We start from the raw sequence: 17,400 nt of genomic DNA on the forward strand, positions 1-17,400 counted from the left end.
GCGACGAGGGCGGCGGCGCGAGGCGGCGGCTCCGTCAGGCGGTGAAGGTGACCGGCAGTTCCAGCAGGCCGCGGAACGGTGAGGCGGCCGGGAGCCGGCGCACCTCGGCGAGCGGCACGCCCAGGCGCAGTCCGGACAGCCGGCGCAGGAGCGCGCCGAGCGCGAGCTCGGCCTCCATCCGGGCCAGCGAGACGCCCAGGCAGTAGTGGACGCCGTGACCGAACCCGAGGTGCGGGCCCCGGACCCGGCGCAGGTCCAGCCGGTCCGGGTCGGCGAAGTGCGCCGGGTCGTGGTTGGCCGCGTTTATCGCGACGCCGACGATCGCGCCGCGCGGGATGCGTACGCCCTGGTAGTCGACGTCCTCGGTGGCGATGCGCGGGCTGGCCACCGGCAGCGGCCCGTCGAACCGGAGCAGCTCCTCGATCGCGGCCGGCAGCAGGCGCGGCGTGGCGCGCAGCAGTTCCATCTGCTCGGGATGGGTGAGCAGCGCCAGCACGGCGTTGCCGAGGAAGTCGGCGGTGGTCTGGTGCCCGGCGAACAGCAGCAGGAACGTGGTGGTGACCAGCTCCGCCTCGGACAGCGTCCCGTCCTGGTCGACGGCCTTGACGAGCGCGCCGATGATGTCGTCGGCCGGGTCGTCGCGCTTGGCCCGGACCAGGCCGGCCAGGTACTGGTGCAGGCGCAGCTGGGCGTCCTGCACCGCCGCCCGCTCCTGCTCCGGCGGCCGGCTGGTGGAGCCGGAGGTGCGAATGACCTGGGTCCAGTCCAGCACCTGCCCGTGGTCGGCCGGCGGTACGCCGAGCAGCTCGCAGATGACGGTCATCGGCAGCGGGATGGCGAAGTCGTGCATCAGGTCCGCCTCGCCGTGCGGGGCCATCTTGTCGATGAGCTGGTCGACGATGGTGGCCACCCGGGGGCGCAGCGCCTCGATCCGCCGGGGCGCGAACGCCTGCGACACGACCCGGCGCAGCCGGGTGTGCTCCGGCGGGTCGGAGTTGAGCATGTTGCGGTTCAGGCCCTCCGAGTTCGGGCCGAAGATCTTCAGGTAGTGCTGCTCCGGGCCGTACAGGTCCTTGGACAGGCGCGGGTCGGTCAGCGCGGTGCGGGCGTCGTCGAAGCGGGTGATCAGCCAGGAGTCGAAGCGCGGCGAGCCGACCGGGCAGACCGGCCGGTCCGCGCGCAGCCGCGCCAGCGCGGGGTACGGGTCGGCCGCGAACGCGTCGGTGTACAGCTCGCTCGCCGGCATCACGTCGTCGCTCATCGCCCCTCCCCCGGCCCGCCGGCAACGCTGTGCAGCACCTGGTAGGTGTGCCGGTCGGCGGACTCACGCAGTTCCCGGATGACGCGCAGCAGGCGGTCGCGATGCGTGCTGCGGCCGAACGCGTCCAGCCGCTCGCGGTCGGCCCAGTCGCTGATGACCAGGTAGCTGCGCGGGTCGTCGGCGTCGCGGACCAGGTCCTGGTGCAGGCAGCCGTCCAGCGTGCGGATCTCCTCGGCGGCGCTGAGCCACTCGGCCTCGAAGCGCTCCTCGCAGCCCTCGCGGGTCCGCATCGCCAGCACGGTCCGGACCCGGCTCACCGTGCGCTCCCGAACACCAGGTGCAGGTGCTTGCGCAGCGCGTCCGGGTCGACCGGCGCGCCCCGGAACCCGATGTGCCCGTCCGGGCGGATCAGGTACAGGCCGGTGCCGGTCAGGCCGTACCCGGCGCGGAACCGGCGCTCGGCGTCGCGCACCACTGGTGGGTCGAGCAGGCGCGGCTCGTCGGCGTCCGGGTCGAGCAGCAGGTACGCGTCGAGTTCCCCGCCGGCCAGCCGGCGCGCGTCGGCGCACAGGCCGGTGAACGCGGCCAGCTCCGCCGCTTCGGCCGTGCCGTCGGCGTAGAGCAGCAGCGTGTGCCGGGTGCCCCGGGTCAGGTCGCGCAGCCGCAGCGGGTGGCCGACGCCGCGCCGGAGCAGCCCGTCGACGTCCGGCGCGAGGTCGCCGGGGCGGGGCGCGTCACCGAGCGCGGCCGGGTCGGCGACGGTCTCCCCGACCAGCGGGCTGCTCGCGTAACTGAGCAGCATGGACATCTCCTGGAGGAACTGCCGTTCCAGGTCGGCGCGGTCGACCTCCTCGGTGCCGGCCATCCGTACCGCCCGGCCGACGATCTCCTCGCCCTCCGGCCGCCGCTCGGTCTCGTAGCTGTCCAGCAGCCCGGGCGCGGCGAGCCCGCGTACCGCCAGCGCGAGTTTCCAGGCCAGGTTCCAGGCGTCCTGGATGCCGGTGTTCATGCCCTGGCCCCCGGCGGGCGGGTGCAGGTGGGCGGCGTCCCCAGCGACGAAGATCCGGCCCTCGCGGTAGCGGTCGACGATGCCGTGGCTGATCCGGAAGACCGACGACCAGCGCAGGTTGCTCGCCCGGGTGCCGGGTGGCGCGAGGCGGTCCAGCGCGGCCTGCACGTCGGAGATGGTCGGCTCGTCGAGTTCCTCACTGAACCCGGGCGGTGCGTCGCGCCCGCCGGTCTGGGCGAAGAACCGGGGCGGGGCCAGGGTGGCGATGCGGTAGCGGTGCTCGCCGCGCAGCGGTACGCAGACGAGCATCCCGTCCATCTGCCCGTCGGTCACGTGCAGGAACCGCAGCAGGTGCCCGTCCGGCATGTCCCAGTCGACGTCGACGTCCACCAGCATGAACAGCTGCGGGAACCGGCCCAGCCCGCCGGTGAAGGTGAGCCCGAGCCGCTCCCGGACCCGGCTGTGCGCGCCGTCGGCGCCGACGACGTACCGGGCGCGTACCGTCTCGGTGCCGCCGTCGGCGGTGCGGACGGTGGCGGTCACGCCGTCGGCGTCCTGGGTGAGGTCGACCAGTTCGGCGCCGCGCCGCGGGCGCACCCCGAGGGTGGCCAGCCGGTCGGTGAGGATGCGTTCGGTCTCGTACTGCGGCAGGCCGAGGTGCGCGTACGGCAGGCCGGGCAGCTCCCAGCTCATCCGGTGGGTCTGCGCGCCGTTGACGAAGACCATGTTGCCGGTGAGCCAGATGCCGGCGTCCATGGCCTCCCGTACGACGCCCTGCTCCTCCCAGATCTCCATGGTGCGGCAGTGCACGCCGATCGCCTTGTCGGCGTGCCCGGGCGGGGTGGCCTGCTTGTCGATCACCAGGCAGTCGATGCCCCGGCGGGCCAGTTCGACGGCGGCGGTCAGCCCGGTGGGCCCCGCCCCGACGACGAGTACGTCTGTTGTCCTGTGCACGTCGGCCTCCCAGCCCGTGGTGGGGTGACGGCGGCCGTCCGCGTCGGGCACGACGTGGAACAGGCGGCGCCGGATGTCGAGAAGGAACGGGGCGATCGGCCCGGCCTGCGCGGAGGCGTGGGCCGGGTCGCCGATCCAGGCGAGGAACGGAGCGGCTCCGTCCCACTCGGCGAAGATGTGGTGGATGTCCGAGCCGGGTTCGCGCAGCAGCTGCTCGCGGCGGTAGCCGGGTATCGCGCTCATCCGCCGTACCACCTCGGGATAGCCCCTGTGGAACTCGGCGAGCCGGTCGCGCGGCACTGTCAGCTCGACGTCCACGTAGACCGGGCCCTCGCCGTTCCCGGTCTCGCGCAGCGGCGGATAGCTCGGGCCGTCCACCGGTTCGGTGAGCGGCTGGAGCAGGCCGGCCAGGCGGGCCGCCACCGGCCCGCGCCGGTACGCGCGCAGCGCCGCCTCGTCGGCCCATTCGGTGACGACGACGAAGCCGCGCGGGTCCAGGGCGTCGCGGAGCAGCTCGTGCCGGAGGTTGCCGGCCAGCGCGCCGAGCTGTCCGGCGACGGTCTCGAAGGCGGGCCCGACGGCGGGTTCGCACCCCGGACGCGCGCGCAGCCGGAGCATCGTCCTGATCATGCAGCCCCCTCGAACCGTGCCGTCGTCGTGCCGCGACCCTGCCGCAGCCCGCGTCACCCGGTCGTCACCGTCGCCCGGTCGCACGTCCGGTCCCGGTGACGCCGCCGCGACGCTCAGCAGTTGTTGCAAAACTATGGCAACAAGCCTCGACAGGCGCCCCGACGGTAACTATCGTCAGTGACATGACTCCTTACGACTTGGACGTACGCGCCTGGCAGGAGAGCTGGGACCGGCAGCAGGAGGCATTCATGCCGGACCGGGAGCACCGCTTCGCCGCGATGCTCGACGCCGTCGAGGCGGTCGCGGACGACCGGCCGCCGCGCGTGCTCGACCTGGCCGGCGGCACCGGCTCGATCAGCCTGCGGGCGCTGGCCCGCCGGCCCGACGCCGAGGTGACGGTGCTCGACCTCGACCCGGTGCTGCTCACCCTCGCCGAGGCGGCGCTGGCCGGGCGGGCCACAGTGGTGACCGCCGACCTCAACAACTCCGGCTGGGCCGCCGCGCTGCCGCACCGGGACTACGACGCCGTGCTCACCGCCACCGCCCTGCACTGGGTGGACGGCCCGCGCCTGACCGAGCTCTACCGCGAGATCCGTGACGTGCTGCGTCCAGGCGGCGTGTTCGTCAACGCCGACCACATGCCCGACGACGCGATGCCGACGCTCACCGCGCGGCTCGGCGCACGGTCACGGGCGCGCCGGGACGCCCGGTACGGCGCCGGCGCGGCGCTGTCCTGGCCGGACTGGTGGGCGCGGGCAGCCGACGACCCGGTGCTCGGCCCGCTGGTGGAGAAGCGTCGGCAGATCTATCCGACCGGGCACAGCCCGGAGTGGAGCCCGCCCGCGGCGTGGCACCTGGACGCGCTGCGCGCGGCCGGCTTCGCCGAGGCCGGCGTGCTCTGGCGGGGCGGCGCGGACGCCGCGGTGGCCGCGCTGCGCTGACGGCGCCCGTACCGGAGTCCGGCGGTCAGGCCAGCAGGCGGGCCAGCTCGGTGCGGGAGCGCACGCCCAGCCGGTGGAAGACGTTGCGCAGGTGGTGGTCGACGGTCCGGGTGGACAGGGACATCCGGGTGGCGATCTCCCGGTTGGTCGCCCCCTGCGCGACCAGCCGGGCGATGTGCAGCTGCTGCCCGGTCAGCAGCTGCTCCGGGCCGTGCGGCACCGGCCCGACCGACTCCCCCGCCGCGCGCAGCTCCTCGCCCGCCCGGTCGGCCCAGACGGTCGCGCCGAGCACTGTGAACGTCTCCCGCGCGCGGTGCAGGTGGGCCCGGGCGTCGCGCGGGCGGCGCCGGCGGCGCAGCTCCCGGCCGAACAGCAGCTCGGTGCGGGCGCGCTCGAACCGGTCGGAGTCGGCCGGGTGCAGCCGCAGCGCCGTGTGGAACTCCCGTTCGGCCTCCGGGCCGCCCCGGGGCGCGAGCAGCGCGCGGCAGCGCGCCGCCAGGGCCCGCCGCGACGGGCTCGCCGTGCTGCTGGCCCAGTGGTCGAACACGGCGAGCGCGGCAGCCGGGCGCCCGCCGTCGTGGGCGGCGGCCTCCACCAGGTACGGCGTGGCCATCACCTGCACCAGCACCTGCCCCCGGCCGGTGCCGGTACGGGCCAGCGTGGACAGCCGGGCGACCGCGTCGGCGTACCGGCCGTCGATGAGGTCCAGCACGCCGAGCGCCCACCTGGCGTACGCGTCCGGCCGGCTCCCGGGCGCGGCCCCGTCGCCGATCTCGGCGATCCGGGCCAGCGCGCCGGCCCGGTCGGCGCGTACCGCGGCCAGCACCGCGAGGATGCCGAGGTGCACCTGGGCGCAGGCGTGCTGGCCGGTGGCGCGGGCGGCGCGCACGCCCTCGCGGGCGGTCTCCGCCGCGGCCTCGTGCCGGCCCAGCCAGTACTCGGCGACGGCCCGCAGCTCCAGCGACCGGGGCAGCAGGGACAGCTCGCCGCGCGTGCGGGCCACCTCGACCGCCCGGCCGGCGAGCCGGTGCGCGGGCCCGTCGACCGCCACCAGCAACGCCGCCGCGGCGGCGCAGACCAGCGCGCCCGGAGTGAGCGCGGGCCCGGACAGCCGGCCGCCGAGGACGACGACCCGGCGCAGCGCCGGGCCGCCGCGGGCGTGGTCGCCGCGCAGGGTCGCCCCGACGCCCACCGCGAAGGTGGCCAGCAGGTCCAGGTCGGGCGGGTCGCCGGGCCGCCGCAGCGCCTCGGCGCGGCGCGCCACCTCGGCGTAGCGGAACTGATCGCCGGTGACGCAGATGGCCTCGCCGGCGCGGACCAGCGCGAGCAGGGCGGAGCGGCGGTCGGCCGGCGCGACCGCGTCGGCGGCGGCCAGCAGCGTGGCGACCGCGTCGGCGGGCGCGTCGCACCGTAGCTGCATGTCTCCCCGTACCAGTTCGGCCGGGCCGTGCGCCGGTCCGCCGGTCAGGCGCCGCAGCAGCCCTCGGGCCTGGTCCGGGTCGCCGGCGGTCCAGGCGCAGCGGGCCGCCGCCACGGTCAGCTCGGCCGCCCGCCCGGGATCGGCGGTCAGCTCGGCGGCGCGGCGCAGCGCGGCGGCCGCGGCGGCGCGGTCGGGCGCCCCGTCCACGGCCGCCGCCAGTTCGGCGGCGAGCACGTCGGCCGGGCAGTCGGGGGCGGTGGCGTGGCGCAGCGCGCGGCCCAGCGGACCGCCGGCGAGCGTGCCGGTCAGCAGCAGGTGCGCCGCGCGCAGGTCGGCCAGCGGCGCGACGGCGGTGATCATCGTGCGGGCGAGCGGGTGCGGGAACGTCACCCCGCCGGGCCCGGTCCGCAGCAGCCCGGCCGCCTCGGCCGGGGCGAGCGCCTCGACCGTCAGACCGGCGGACCAGGCGGCGCGCACCAGCGTGCCCGTGTCGTCGCCGTGGTCGAGCGCGGCGAGCAGCACCATCCGCCGGGTCGGCGCCGGCAACCGGTCGAGGCGGGCCCGGTATGCGGCGGCGAACGCGCCGTCCACCGGCGGCGTGCCGGGCAATGGCGCCTCGCCGCGCCACTGGGCCGGGGTGAGCGTGCCGGCCAGGTCGGCCAGCGCCGCCGGACTGCCGCCGCTCAGCTCGGCCAGCGCGGCGGCCACCGGCGCGGGTGGCCGGTGGCCGCGGTCGGTGAGCATCGCGTGGCACTCGTCGGCGTCCAGCGGGCGCAGCCGGTGCGCCGGCACCCCGTCGACAGTGGCCGGGGCGGTAGCGGTCAGCAGCACCGCCACCGGCAGCCGGCGCAGCCGGCGCGCCACCACGGCGAGCGTCCAGGCGCTCTGCCGGTCGCCGATGTCGAGGTCGTCCACAGTGCACAGCAGTGGCCGGTCCCCGGCGACGGCGGCGAGCAGGGAGCGGACCGCCGCGGCGAGGGCGAGCCGCTGGTCGGCCGGGCAGCCGTCGCCGCCGAGCACGCGGCGCAGCAGCCGCCGCTGCCGCACCGGCAGCGCGGTGTCCGCGTCCAGCACCGGGTCGAGCAGGCGGTGCAGCCCGGCGTAGGGCAGCGTCGCCTCGTCGGCCAGGCCGGCGCCGGTGAGCACCGTGCGTCCCGTGGCCCACAGGCGGGCGTACGCCAACAGGGCGCTGCGCCCTGCGCCGGGCGGCCCGTGGAACAGCAGCGCGCCGCCGGAGTCCCGGTCGAGGAGCCGGCGGATCGCGTCGCACTCGTCGTCCCGGCCACGGAGGGCTATATGCACTGTCGATGCAGAAAGCATGCGTGCAGTGTCACAGATGGGCAACCCGTCGGAAAAGAGGCAGACATACTGCCGGGGTGGTCGTCGCGACGACCACCCCGGCAGCGGACGGGCTCAGGCGCTGGGGCAGGTGTTGCGGTACTCCTGGATCGCCGACCCGCTCGGGCCGGGGCAGAGGAACTGCTCGTAGCGGGTGTCGTCGTCGACGAACCGCTTCAGCCAGGCCACCATCTGCTTCGCCGTCGGCGTGTTCGTCGTCTGCGGGAAGAAGTGGCTCGCGCCGTCCAGCTCCAGGTACGCCTTCTCCGACGACGCCGGGATGCTGTTGTAGAACGGGATCGAGTGGCTCGCCACCGGCGCGACACTGTCGGTCTCGCCGCCGATGATGAGCGTCGGCACCCGTACCTCGGACCAGGTCTTGTCCAGGTTCCACGGCGCGAGCGGGACGGCGGCCTGCAACGACGGCCGGGCCGCCGCGGCCTCCAGGCTGCCGCCGCCACCCATCGAGTGCCCGGCCACGGCGAGCCGGGAGGAGTCGATCCGGCCCCGCACCGAGCTGCGCTGGGTCAGGTAGTCCAGCGCGGCCAGGAGCTGGCGGCCCCGGCTGTCCGGCTGGTCCAGCCGGGTGTTGGTCTCGATGCCGATCACCACGAAGCCGTGCGAGGCGATCCGCGGTCCGAGCCAGCTCAGGCTGGACCAGGAGGCGGTGTAGCCGGGCGAGATGGCGATCGCGCCGAAGGTGCCCTCGGCGGTGCTGGTCGGGTAGTAGATGACGCCGCCGCCGAAGCCGGTCACGCTCAACGAGGAGACGTTGGTCGACGAGGTGGCGAACGGGCCGCGGCTGGCCTCCAGGATGGCGCTCGTGGGCGCCGGGCCGCGCTCGTAGGGGCTGGCGGCGCTCGCCGAGGCCGGGACGGCGAGAGCGCCGCCCGTGGCGAGCAGCGCCGCCACGGCGAACCGGGCCAGGGCACGGACGGGGGTACGGGAACGGATGGTGGTGGGCACGTCGGTCACTCCTTGCGCCGGAATTACATCGACATGCGTCAGCATCGATGGCTACGGCGCGCCGCGCATCGGTGAAATCACCGGTCCGCGCGGACGGGGGTGACCCGGCCGTGACATGCACGGCGGACGATGACCTCATGCACCTGACCCGACGGCACCTGCTCGGCGCGACCGCGGCGGCCGGTGTCACCGGCCTGGCCACCGGCTGCGAGCCGGAGCGCCCGGCGGCGCAGGACGGGGCGGCGGACGACCCGCCAGCCCTGGATCCGGCCAGCTGGGACAGCGTCCACGCCCAGTTCGCGCTGGACCGCTCCCGGGCGCACCTGGCCACCTTCGTCTTCGCGCCGCACCCGGCGCCGGTACGGGCCGCCGTGGCCACCCACCGCGACGGCCTCGACCGGGACGCCTCGGGCTACCTGCTGGCAAACGAGGAACGGCTGGACCGCGCGGTGCTCGACGCGGCCGCCGGGCACCTCGGCACGAATCCGGACCAGATCGCGCTCACCGACTCCACCACCATGGGCCTCGGCCTTGTCTACAGCGCCATCCGGCTGCGGCCGGGCGACGAGGTGCTGACCACCGAGCACGACTTCTACGCCACGCACGAGTCGCTGCGACTGCGCGCCGAACGTGACGGCGTGACGGTGCTCCGGGCCCGCCTCTACCGCGACGCCGCCACCGCCGGTGTGGACGAGATGGTGGCCGGTCTCGCCGCGGCGCTCACCCCGCGCACCCGCGTGGTGGCGCTGACCTGGGTGCACTCCAGCACCGGCGTGAAGCTGCCGGTGCGCCGCCTAGCCGAGGTGGTACGCGAGCGCAGCCCGGAGGCGTTGCTCTGCCTCGACGCGGTGCACGGCTTCGGCGCCGACGCGTCCACACCGGAGCAGCTCGGCTGCGACGTGCTGGTCTCCGGCTGCCACAAGTGGCTGCTCGGGCCGCGCGGCACCGGCCTGGTGTGGGCCACCGGGCGGGCGTGGGCCCGGATGACCCCGGTGATCCCCAGCTTCGACGGACGCGTCATCGGGAGCTGGCTCGCCGGCGGCGGCGGGCAGCCCGCGCCACCGGGACCGGCCCACACGCCCGGCGGCTACCACAGCTTCGAGCACCGGTGGGCGCTCGCCGACGCGTTCGGGTTCCACAGCCGGATCGGCCCGGCCCGGGTCGCCGAACGCACCCGGGAGCTGGCCGACCGGCTCAAGGAGGGTCTCGCGGGCGTCCGGGGCGTACGGCTGGTCACCCCGCGCGCCGCCGACCTGTCCGCCGGCGTGGTCTGCTGCGAGGTGCCGGGCGTGCCGGTGGGCGAGGCGGTGGGCCGGCTCCGGTCGGCCGGGGTGGTCGCCAGCAGCACCCCCTACCGGCCCTCCTACCTGCGCTTCGGCGCGACGATCGCCAACGGCGAGCAGGACGTGGAGGCGGCGCTGCGGGCGGTCCGCACGCTGGTGTGAGCCGGCCCGGCTGTCACTCGGTGAACTCGCAGAAGGACAGCACCCTGTCGAACCGCCGGGCGGCGAGGTCGTCGTGGCGGATCAGGAACCGCGCGTTGACGTACTCCTCGTCCGGTACGCCGAACTGGGCCAACGGCACCCATTCGCGCATCACCCGCTGCTGTTCCTCGTACTGGGCCACCATCCGCTCCGCGCGGGGCAGGGACCTCGCCTGCCGCTGCCGCTCCTTGTCCATCATGATCACCTCGGGCGGGTCCTGCGCCGAGATGGTGTAGCCGCCGACGAAGACGTCTTCCGGCAGCGACCACTGGCGCTCTGGCCAGAGCTGCTCGAGCAGCGCGCTCATCTCCTTGCGGTGCGGCATGTCGCGCAGGAGCTGGATCTGGGTGGCGCTCAGCCAGTTCTCCGAGCGGTCGAGCCAGTCCGGCAGTTCCGCCTGGAGACCGGCGTACATCTCGTGCTCGGGGGCGAGGAACGGTTCCAGATCGGTTCCGGTCGGTACGACGTACTCACCGTCCATCGTCTCGGCGCCGGCCGGGACGTACACGACCCGTGCGAACTCCTGCTCGGCCTCGATGCCGCAGGCGTCCAGTGCGCTCTCCTGGTCGAGGAAGAACAGCAGCGTGCCGTCGGCCGGCAGGGCGAGGTCGGGAACCCGGGGCAGCGCCGCGCAGTCGAGCCGGAGCAGGAACGGCAACGGGAAACCCTCCGACCCACCGTCCGACATGGAGTGTGTCCGGCGCGGGACGGGGTCACGGCCCGGCGCGCGGCCTCGACGCCGCCGACCAGGTCACGTCGTAGCGCTCGCCGGCCACCGCCTCGGCGAACGCGGCCGCCGCGGCGGGCGCGCCGGCGATGCGCCAGTCCTGCTCCTTGTCCACCTCGAACCAGATCAGCCCGATCAGGTCCGGGTAACGGGGCAGCGAGCCGAACGTCTCCCGGATCCACCGGGCCTTGCGTCCGGCGGTGTCGGCGGCGCCGGTCTCGGTGACCACAAGCGGCTTGCGGGTGACCTTGCGGATCTCGGCGATCGTCGGACCGAAGATCTGGTCGAACGACCAGTACGTCTTGGTGAACGCGCCGGTGCCGTAGTAGCCGGTGACGCCGACCCAGTCGACGTAGTCGTCACCCGGGTAGAGCCCGGTCAGCCCGGCGGTCGTCTTGTCCCAGCGGGCGTTCGGGCTCCACACCCAGGTGACGTTCGTGGCCCCGGCCCGGGCGAACAGGTCGTGCACGTGCCGCCAGGCCCGCACGTAGTCGCCGGGGCGGTTGCCGTTGGCCCGCTCGCACCACGGATACCAGTCGCCGTTCATCTCGTGCGCGAAGCGGATCGCGACCGGGTAGCCGAGCGACCGGACCCCCTCGGCCCAGGACCGCAGGTGGGCGTCGAAGTCGCCGCGTGCGATCCGGTCCAGCCGGTAGTCCGGCTGGGTGGCCCGGAGCCGGTCGATCTGCCGGACCGCCAGGCCGGTGCGCCGGGCCGCCAGGTCGATGCTGTAATCCCACGGCTCCCAGCCGAGCATGGGCATCATGCCCCGGTCGGCGATCCGGTCGAACAGGCTCCGGTCGAACTCGGCCGACACCCAGTCGGCGCCGAAGAGCATCACCTGCGGCGACCGCCCGGCCGCCTCGACGAACCGGTCGACCGTCGCGAAGTCGTGCGGTCCCTTGTCGGTCATCACCCCGAAGAACGCCTGTCCGGCCGGGGGGAACAGGCCGCCACCCGGCGCGTCGGCGCTCGCCTGCGGCGTCGCCGGGACGCGACCGTGCGCCGACGCGCCCGTGCCCGGGTCGCGCCACGCGCCGGGCGCCACCACGAAGGCGTACGCGAGCAGCAGCAACCCGGCCAGCGCGAGGCCCACCCGGGGCGCGGTCGGCCTCAGCACGGGACACCGCCCTCAGCCGCCGCCCGCGCCGCCGCCGGCTGCTTTCGCGCCGCCTCCGCCGAGCGGTGCCGGCGGGCCCGCAGGCTCTCCGCCCAGGAGATCAGCGGCGGGGCGAGGCCGGTCAGCATCGTCAGCGCCGGCCAGACCCGCAGCAGCGGGTAGTCGTGACCGAGCGCGAAGCTCACCGCGAGCAGCCCGGCCGCGGCGAGCGCCCAGCACAGGTGCAGCCGGAACGTGCGCAGGGACTCGACGGTGCGCAGCGCCCCCTTGGCGGTCACCACGAAACCGAGCCGGCGGCGCAGCAGCGCGCCGGCCGCCGCGGCCACGTAGACCGGCCCGGCGAACAGGGCGAGCGCCATGCCGGCCATGCCCACCTCCTCGCGTTCGTGCGGGGCGATGTTGAAGCGGCGCAGCCAGAGCCAGAGCAGGAACCAGGTGCCGACGGTGGTGCCCCACAGCGTCGCCCACACCTGCGGGTCGAGCCGGCCGGCGTCCACGCCGGTCAGCAGGTAGAGCGCGGTGGCGGCGTTGCCCAGCAGCAGGCTCACCGCGACGCTCGGGTAGTAGAACTGGAGCAGGCGGTACTGCCAGCGACGGCGGCCGGGCAGCGTACGCGGCGTACGCATCTCGCGCCGGAGCAGGATCTCGCAGATGCCGGCGGCCCAGCGCTTCTGCTGGTTGAAGTAGTCCGCCCAGGAGGTCGGCCCCTCACCGAGCGCCACCACGTCGGGGGTGTAGACGCCCTTCCAGCGGCGCCCGGTGGCCGGGTTGACGGCGGCGTGCACCCGGATGCTGGTGAGGTGGTCCTCGATGATCGAGTCCTGGTAGCCGCCGATGGTCCGCCAGGCCGCCGGGCGGTAGAGGTGCCCGGTGCCGGTGAGCAGCGGCGCGTCCAGGCCGTTGCCGCCCCGGGCGATCAGACCGTTGTAGAGGTACTGCTGCACCGAGGCGCCGTGGGCGACGAAGTTCTGGTGCATGTTGCCGTACACCTGGGGCGTCACCACGAACGCCACGTCCGGGTCGCGGAAGTAGCCGAGCGTGCGTTCCAGGAAGTTCGGCAGCGGCACGTGGTCCGGGTCCACGTTCGCGACCACGTCGTAGCGGTGCTCGTGCTCGGCCCGCCAGGCGTTGTGGTTGCCGGACTTGGTCCGGGCCCGGAACTCGCCGCCGGGCTGGTTGTACTCGGGCCGGCCCTTGCGGGTGAAGTGGCGTACGCCCAGCCGGTCGGCCATCGCCCGCACCGCCGGGTCGTCGCCCTCGTCGAGGATCCACACGTCGACGTGCCCGCAGTAGACGATCTCCCGGAGCCGGCGCAGCGTGCGCTCCGCGACGTCCAGCGGCTCCTTGCTCGGCACGATGGTGGTGAGCAGCGCGACCCGCAGGCCGACCGGCGGGTCGACCGGCACCGGGTCCCGGGCGTGGAAGGCGAAGACCCACACCACCACGTTCTGCGCCAGGCGGATCAGCTCGACGCCGACGACGACGCAGAACGCGAGCCGGGCGGCGGCGGTCTGCCAGCCGCCGAGCCCGACGACGCCGGGGCCGGGCACGTGCTGCGGCAGCAGCAGCCAGCCGACGAAGACCAGCCCGGCGGCGCTGTTGACGAGCACCAGCAGCGTCAGCATCACCCGCGCGGCCACCGAGGCGGTGGGGCGGAACTCGACCGCCGCGTCCGGGCCGCGAGGCGGGCGCAGCGGACCGGCGACGGCGCCGCACCGGGCGTACGCCAGGCGGGCGCTGACGTTGCGCTGCCGGCGGTCCGGATCGGCGGGCGCCCCGGGCGGGACGGGCGCGGTCGGGCGGTCGCCCGGCGTCCCGGCCGTCGTGGCGCGGGACGGGCGTGTATCGGCGGCGACGGCCACGTTTCCCCCATGGTCTGATTCGGCTCAGGAGCCGCCCGAATGCTAAGCCGACAAACAACCGTAAAAGGAGCGAATCACGCAGAGATCGCCCGTTCGTCGACCGGTCACGACGGAAGCTGGGCCGCCACCCCGAGCACCACGACGAGCGCCAGCACGGCGACGGCCACGGCGGCGCGCGCCCGGGACAGGGCGACCCCGCCGAGCACCGCCCAGGCCGGCGCCGTGAACAGCAGGTTCACCGCCGACCAGACCGGCACGGCCTGCGCCAGCGCCAGCAGCGCGAGCGCCGGCACCAGCGCCCAGGCGGTGCAGATCGCGGCGGCGTACCGCAGCGGCAGGCTGAACAGGGCCAGCCCGGCCAGCACGCCACCGAGCGCGGCGACGCCGAACAGCTCTCCGGGCGTGGCCGCCAGCACGGCGGCGCCGGATCGCACACCGGACGCCAGGTGCCCGCCGCCGCGCAGACCCGCGCCGAGCAGCGCGGCGACCGGGAGCAGCCCGAGGGCCACGGCGGCCAGCCAGCGGACGGCGGCGCGGCGACGGAACGCCAGCACGACCCAGCCGTGCGCGGCGAGCAGCAGCAACGCCACCGGCTGGCACAGGCCGAGCAGCAGCACCGCGCCCGCGTAGGGCACGAGCCGCCGCGGACCCGGCCGGTCGAGCGCGGGCACCAGCAGCCAGGTGGCGAGCACGGCGGCGAACACCGCCAGGGCGTACGGCTGCGCCTCCTGCGCGTACCGGGCCGAGGTCGGCAGCACCGCGAAGATCATGCCGGCGAGCAGGCCGGCGGCGGGCGTGGCGATCCGGGCGGCGAGCGCGCCGACGAGCGCCGCGGCTCCCACAATGGCCAGCAGCGACGGTACGCGCAGCGCGAGGTCCGCCGAGCCGAACAGCTCCGCCCAGCCGCGCAGGAGCAGGTGGTACGGCCCGAGTGCGACGTCGTCGCCGGTGAGCCCGATCCCCTGCCGGGGCGACGTCGCCGCCCGGCGGGCCGCCAGCTCTGCGGCGCTCAGTCCCGACGTCGTGATCCGGACGGCGCCGAGCGCGGCGGCCAGGGCCGCCGGCAGCAGCCACGCCGCGATCCGCCACCGCCTCACGGCGGCGGTCGCGGCGCGGGCGGTTGGACGGCGCGGACGGTCCTCGCCCCACGGGTCCTCGATCGCGGCATCCCCGATCCGGGGCAGGACCATGGTGTCCGCGTCCATCATCGTGACTCACGCATCCCTGTGGGTGCCGGCGACCGGGATCCAGCCAGGGCTGGATGACATCCTGGAAGCCTACTGAGCCAAATCCGACATAACGCCAATATGAGATGAAAGGGTCCGCCGCCCGCCCCGTGGACGACCGGCGGACCCGGCTCAGCGGAGGTCGGTGGTCGTCCAGCGGGGCGAGGCGGCGGTGATCTCGACGGTGTCGCCGGTCAGCGTGGTCCGCGCCTGGACGTCCCGCCGGGCGCTCGTGCCCACCCAGACGTCGACCTCCCCGGGCTCCACCACACGGTTGAGCGCGCGGTCGGTGAAGGCCAGCCGCGTGGTCGGCACGGTCAGCTCGACGGTGACCGAGGCGCCCGGCTCCAGACGCACCCGCCGGTAGCCGAGCAGCTGCGCCACCGGCCGGGTCACCGAGGCGACCAGGTCGCGGCCGTAGAGCTGCACCACGTCGTCACCGGCGACCGCGCCGGTGTTTGTCACCCGCACCGACACCCGCAGCGCCCCGTCGACCGGCGCCTCGGCCGGCACGGTCAGGTCGCTGTACGTGAACGTGGTGTAGGACAGCCCGTGACCGAACGGCGCCACCGGCGTCGCCGGCAGGTTGGTGCCGTTCAGGCCCTCCCCCAGCTCCGGGTGCAGGTACGAGTACGGCTGCGCGCCGGCCGAGCCGGGCAGGGTGACCGGCAGCCGGCCGGACGGGTTGACCCGCCCGGAGAGCACACCCGCGATCGCGCCGGCGCCCTCCTCACCCGGGAAGAACGTCTGCACCACCGCGGCGCACCGGGACAGCGCCCAGCCCAGCGCGTACGGGCGGCCGGTGAGCAGCACCAGGACGACCGGGGTGCCGGTGTCCAGCACCGCCTCGACGAGCTGGCGCTGCACGCCGGGCAGCTCCAGGTCGTCCCGGTCGCAGCCCTCGCCCACGGTGCCGCGGCCGAACAGGCTGGCGTGGTCGCCGACCACGAGGACGGCCACGTCGGCGGCGGACGCGGCGGCGACCGCCTCGTCGAAGCCGGACCGGTCCGCGGAGTCCACCTCGCAGCCCGCCGCGAAGGTGACCCGGTCGGCGCCGAACTCGGCGCGCACGGCTTCGAGGACGGTCGGCACCTCGATGCCGGTCTCCACGCCCGGGTGGTGGGCCAGCACGTGGTTGAGGAACGAGTAGCAGCCGAACAGCGCGCCCTGTCGGTCGGCGTTCGGGCCGACCACCGCCACCCGGCGGCCCGCCGGCAGCGGGAGCAGGCCCTCGTTGGCGACCAGGACGACCGACTCCTCGGCGAGCCGGCGCGCGATCGACCGGTGCTCCGGCGAGTCGAGGTCGACAGCGCCCGGCGGCTCGTCGTCGAACGTGGCGTCGAGCAGGCCGAGTTCCTGCTTCTGGCGCAGGACGCGCAGCACCGCCCGGTCGACCAGCGCCTCGTCGACAGTGCCGGCCCGCACCGACTCGGTCAGGGTCAGGAAGGCGTCGCCGGTGGGCAGTTCGATGTCCAGGCCCGCGGCCAGCGCCTGCGCCGCCGCGTCCGCGTTGTCGGCCGCGACGTGGTGCAGCAGGTTGAGGAAGGCGACACCGTAGTAGTCGGCCACCACCGTGCCGTCGAAGCCCCACCGCTCGCGCAGCAGGTCGGTGAGCATGGTCGGGTCGGCGGCGACCGGCACGCCGTCGATCTCGGCGTACGAGTGCATGACACTGCGCGCGTCGCCGTCGCGGATCGCCATCTCGAACGGCGGCAGCAGCACGTCGGCGAGTTCCCGGGGACCGGCGTGCACCGGGCCGAAGTTGCGCCCGGCCCGTGAGGCGGAGTAGCCGGCGAAGTGCTTCAGCGTCGCGAGCACGCCCTGCGACTGGAGTCCACGCACGTACGAGGTGCCGATGGTGCCGACGAGGTACGGGTCCTCGGCGATGCACTCGTCGACCCGGCCCCAGCGCGGGTCCCGGATCACGTCGAGCACCGGGGACAGTCCCTGGTGGATGCCGAGCGCGCGCATCGAGGCCCCGATGGCCGCCGCCATCTCGGTGACGAGATCGGGGTCGAACGCGGCGCCCCAGGCCAGCGGCGTCGGGAAGGTGGCCGCCTTCCACGCCGACAGGCCGGTCAGGCACTCCTCGTGCACGATCGCCGGGATGCCCAGCCGCGTGCCGGTCACCAGCTCCCGCTGGAACCTCCACAGCCAGGCCGCGCGGGTCGCGGCGTCGACCGGGCGGGTGCCGTAGGCGCGGGTCAGGTGGCCCAGCCCGTGCCGGGAGAAGTCGTCCAGCCGGCCGGTGTCGGCGAACTCGCCCTGCAGGGGCGCGACCGCCTCACCGTCCTCCTTCTCCCAGAACCCGACGATCTGCGCGACCTTCTCCTCGATCGTCATGCGACCGAGCAGTTCCCGTACGCGCGCGTCGGGGTCGTGCCCGTCCGGCCGGTCGTGGTCCGGACCCGCCTGAGCCGGCGCCGGGCCGTCCACCACCGCATGGACCTCTGTCATGGTGT

Annotated in this window: 12 protein-coding genes; 2 read left to right on the forward strand and 10 right to left on the reverse strand. The window is 75.1% G+C overall.

What is annotated here, in order from left to right; translation table 11 throughout:
• Positions 1 to 34: 34 nt before the first annotated feature.
• The 3 genes from FHU28_RS21925 to FHU28_RS21935 are packed head-to-tail and all read right to left on the reverse strand — an operon-like array spanning position 35 to position 3,854.
• Positions 35 to 1,261, reverse strand: coding sequence for a cytochrome P450 family protein (locus FHU28_RS21925; RefSeq protein ID WP_184686369.1), 1,227 nt, complete (start codon positions 1,259 to 1,261; stop codon positions 35 to 37).
• Positions 1,258 to 1,578 carry a putative quinol monooxygenase gene (locus FHU28_RS21930; RefSeq protein WP_184686370.1) on the reverse strand — a complete coding sequence of 107 codons (321 nt, stop codon included), beginning with the start codon at positions 1,576 to 1,578 and terminating at the stop codon, positions 1,258 to 1,260. The genes FHU28_RS21925 and FHU28_RS21930 overlap by 4 nt, the downstream gene beginning before the upstream one ends.
• A complete protein-coding gene (locus tag FHU28_RS21935) occupies positions 1,575 to 3,854 on the reverse strand; it encodes an FAD-dependent oxidoreductase (RefSeq protein WP_184686371.1) in 2,280 nt (759 codons plus the stop codon). Before FHU28_RS21935 ends, FHU28_RS21930 begins: the two co-directional genes overlap by 4 nt.
• A gap of 182 nt (positions 3,855 to 4,036) precedes the next feature.
• On the opposite strand from FHU28_RS21935, the gene FHU28_RS21940 reads away from it, so the two are divergent.
• A complete protein-coding gene (locus FHU28_RS21940) occupies positions 4,037 to 4,795 on the forward strand; it encodes a class I SAM-dependent methyltransferase (RefSeq protein WP_184686372.1) in 759 nt (252 codons plus the stop codon).
• Positions 4,796 to 4,820: 25 nt separating this feature from the next.
• On the opposite strand, the gene FHU28_RS21945 is transcribed toward FHU28_RS21940, so the two are convergent.
• On the reverse strand, positions 4,821 to 7,535 hold the full coding sequence (locus FHU28_RS21945) for a helix-turn-helix transcriptional regulator (RefSeq protein WP_184686373.1): 2,715 nt from the start codon (positions 7,533 to 7,535) through the stop codon (positions 4,821 to 4,823).
• Between the two features lie 93 nt (positions 7,536 to 7,628).
• On the reverse strand, positions 7,629 to 8,519 hold the full coding sequence (locus FHU28_RS21950; protein ID WP_184686374.1) for an alpha/beta hydrolase family protein: 891 nt from the start codon (positions 8,517 to 8,519) through the stop codon (positions 7,629 to 7,631).
• Positions 8,520 to 8,656: 137 nt separating this feature from the next.
• On the opposite strand from FHU28_RS21950, the gene FHU28_RS21955 reads away from it, so the two are divergent.
• A complete protein-coding gene (locus tag FHU28_RS21955) occupies positions 8,657 to 9,964 on the forward strand; it encodes an aminotransferase class V-fold PLP-dependent enzyme (RefSeq protein ID WP_184686375.1) in 1,308 nt (435 codons plus the stop codon).
• Positions 9,965 to 9,977: 13 nt separating this feature from the next.
• Here the strand turns inward: FHU28_RS21955 and FHU28_RS21960 are convergent, their stop codons facing one another.
• From FHU28_RS21960 to FHU28_RS21980, 5 genes are all read right to left on the reverse strand, one after another.
• Positions 9,978 to 10,661 carry a DUF1963 domain-containing protein gene (locus FHU28_RS21960; RefSeq protein ID WP_184686376.1) on the reverse strand — a complete coding sequence of 228 codons (684 nt, stop codon included), beginning with the start codon at positions 10,659 to 10,661 and terminating at the stop codon, positions 9,978 to 9,980.
• A gap of 55 nt (positions 10,662 to 10,716) precedes the next feature.
• Positions 10,717 to 11,850, reverse strand: coding sequence for a glycoside hydrolase family 26 protein (locus FHU28_RS21965; protein WP_184686377.1), 1,134 nt, complete (start codon positions 11,848 to 11,850; stop codon positions 10,717 to 10,719).
• Positions 11,844 to 13,712, reverse strand: coding sequence for a glycosyltransferase family 2 protein (locus FHU28_RS21970; protein WP_184686378.1), 1,869 nt, complete (start codon positions 13,710 to 13,712; stop codon positions 11,844 to 11,846). Before FHU28_RS21970 ends, FHU28_RS21965 begins: the two co-directional genes overlap by 7 nt.
• Positions 13,713 to 13,816: 104 nt before the next feature.
• On the reverse strand, positions 13,817 to 14,920 hold the full coding sequence (locus FHU28_RS21975) for a glycosyltransferase family 39 protein (RefSeq protein ID WP_184686379.1): 1,104 nt from the start codon (positions 14,918 to 14,920) through the stop codon (positions 13,817 to 13,819).
• Positions 14,921 to 15,070: 150 nt separating this feature from the next.
• The gene (locus FHU28_RS21980; protein ID WP_184686380.1) at positions 15,071 to 17,395 is read right to left on the reverse strand and encodes a beta-xylosidase/alpha-l-arabinosidase; all 2,325 of its coding nucleotides are present in this window, start codon (positions 17,393 to 17,395) and stop codon (positions 15,071 to 15,073) included.
• Positions 17,396 to 17,400: the final 5 nt, after the last annotated feature.

Source organism: Micromonospora echinospora (genome assembly GCF_014203425.1).
GTDB lineage: Bacteria > Actinomycetota > Actinomycetes > Mycobacteriales > Micromonosporaceae > Micromonospora > Micromonospora echinospora_A.

Excerpts from the sequence above, each read along its gene's own strand:
- FHU28_RS21975 (WP_184686379.1), bottom strand. The coding sequence starts at position 14,920 with ATGATGGACGCGGACACCATGGTCCTGCCCCGGATCGGGGATGCCGCG.
- FHU28_RS21980 (WP_184686380.1), bottom strand. The coding sequence starts at position 17,395 with ATGACAGAGGTCCATGCGGTGGTGGACGGCCCGGCGCCGGCTCAGGCG.
- FHU28_RS21940 (WP_184686372.1), top strand. The coding sequence starts at position 4,037 with ATGACTCCTTACGACTTGGACGTACGCGCCTGGCAGGAGAGCTGGGAC.
- FHU28_RS21935 (WP_184686371.1), bottom strand. The coding sequence starts at position 3,854 with ATGATCAGGACGATGCTCCGGCTGCGCGCGCGTCCGGGGTGCGAACCC.
- FHU28_RS21945 (WP_184686373.1), bottom strand. The coding sequence starts at position 7,535 with ATGCTTTCTGCATCGACAGTGCATATAGCCCTCCGTGGCCGGGACGAC.
- FHU28_RS21925 (WP_184686369.1), bottom strand. The coding sequence starts at position 1,261 with ATGAGCGACGACGTGATGCCGGCGAGCGAGCTGTACACCGACGCGTTC.
- FHU28_RS21955 (WP_184686375.1), top strand. The coding sequence starts at position 8,657 with ATGCACCTGACCCGACGGCACCTGCTCGGCGCGACCGCGGCGGCCGGT.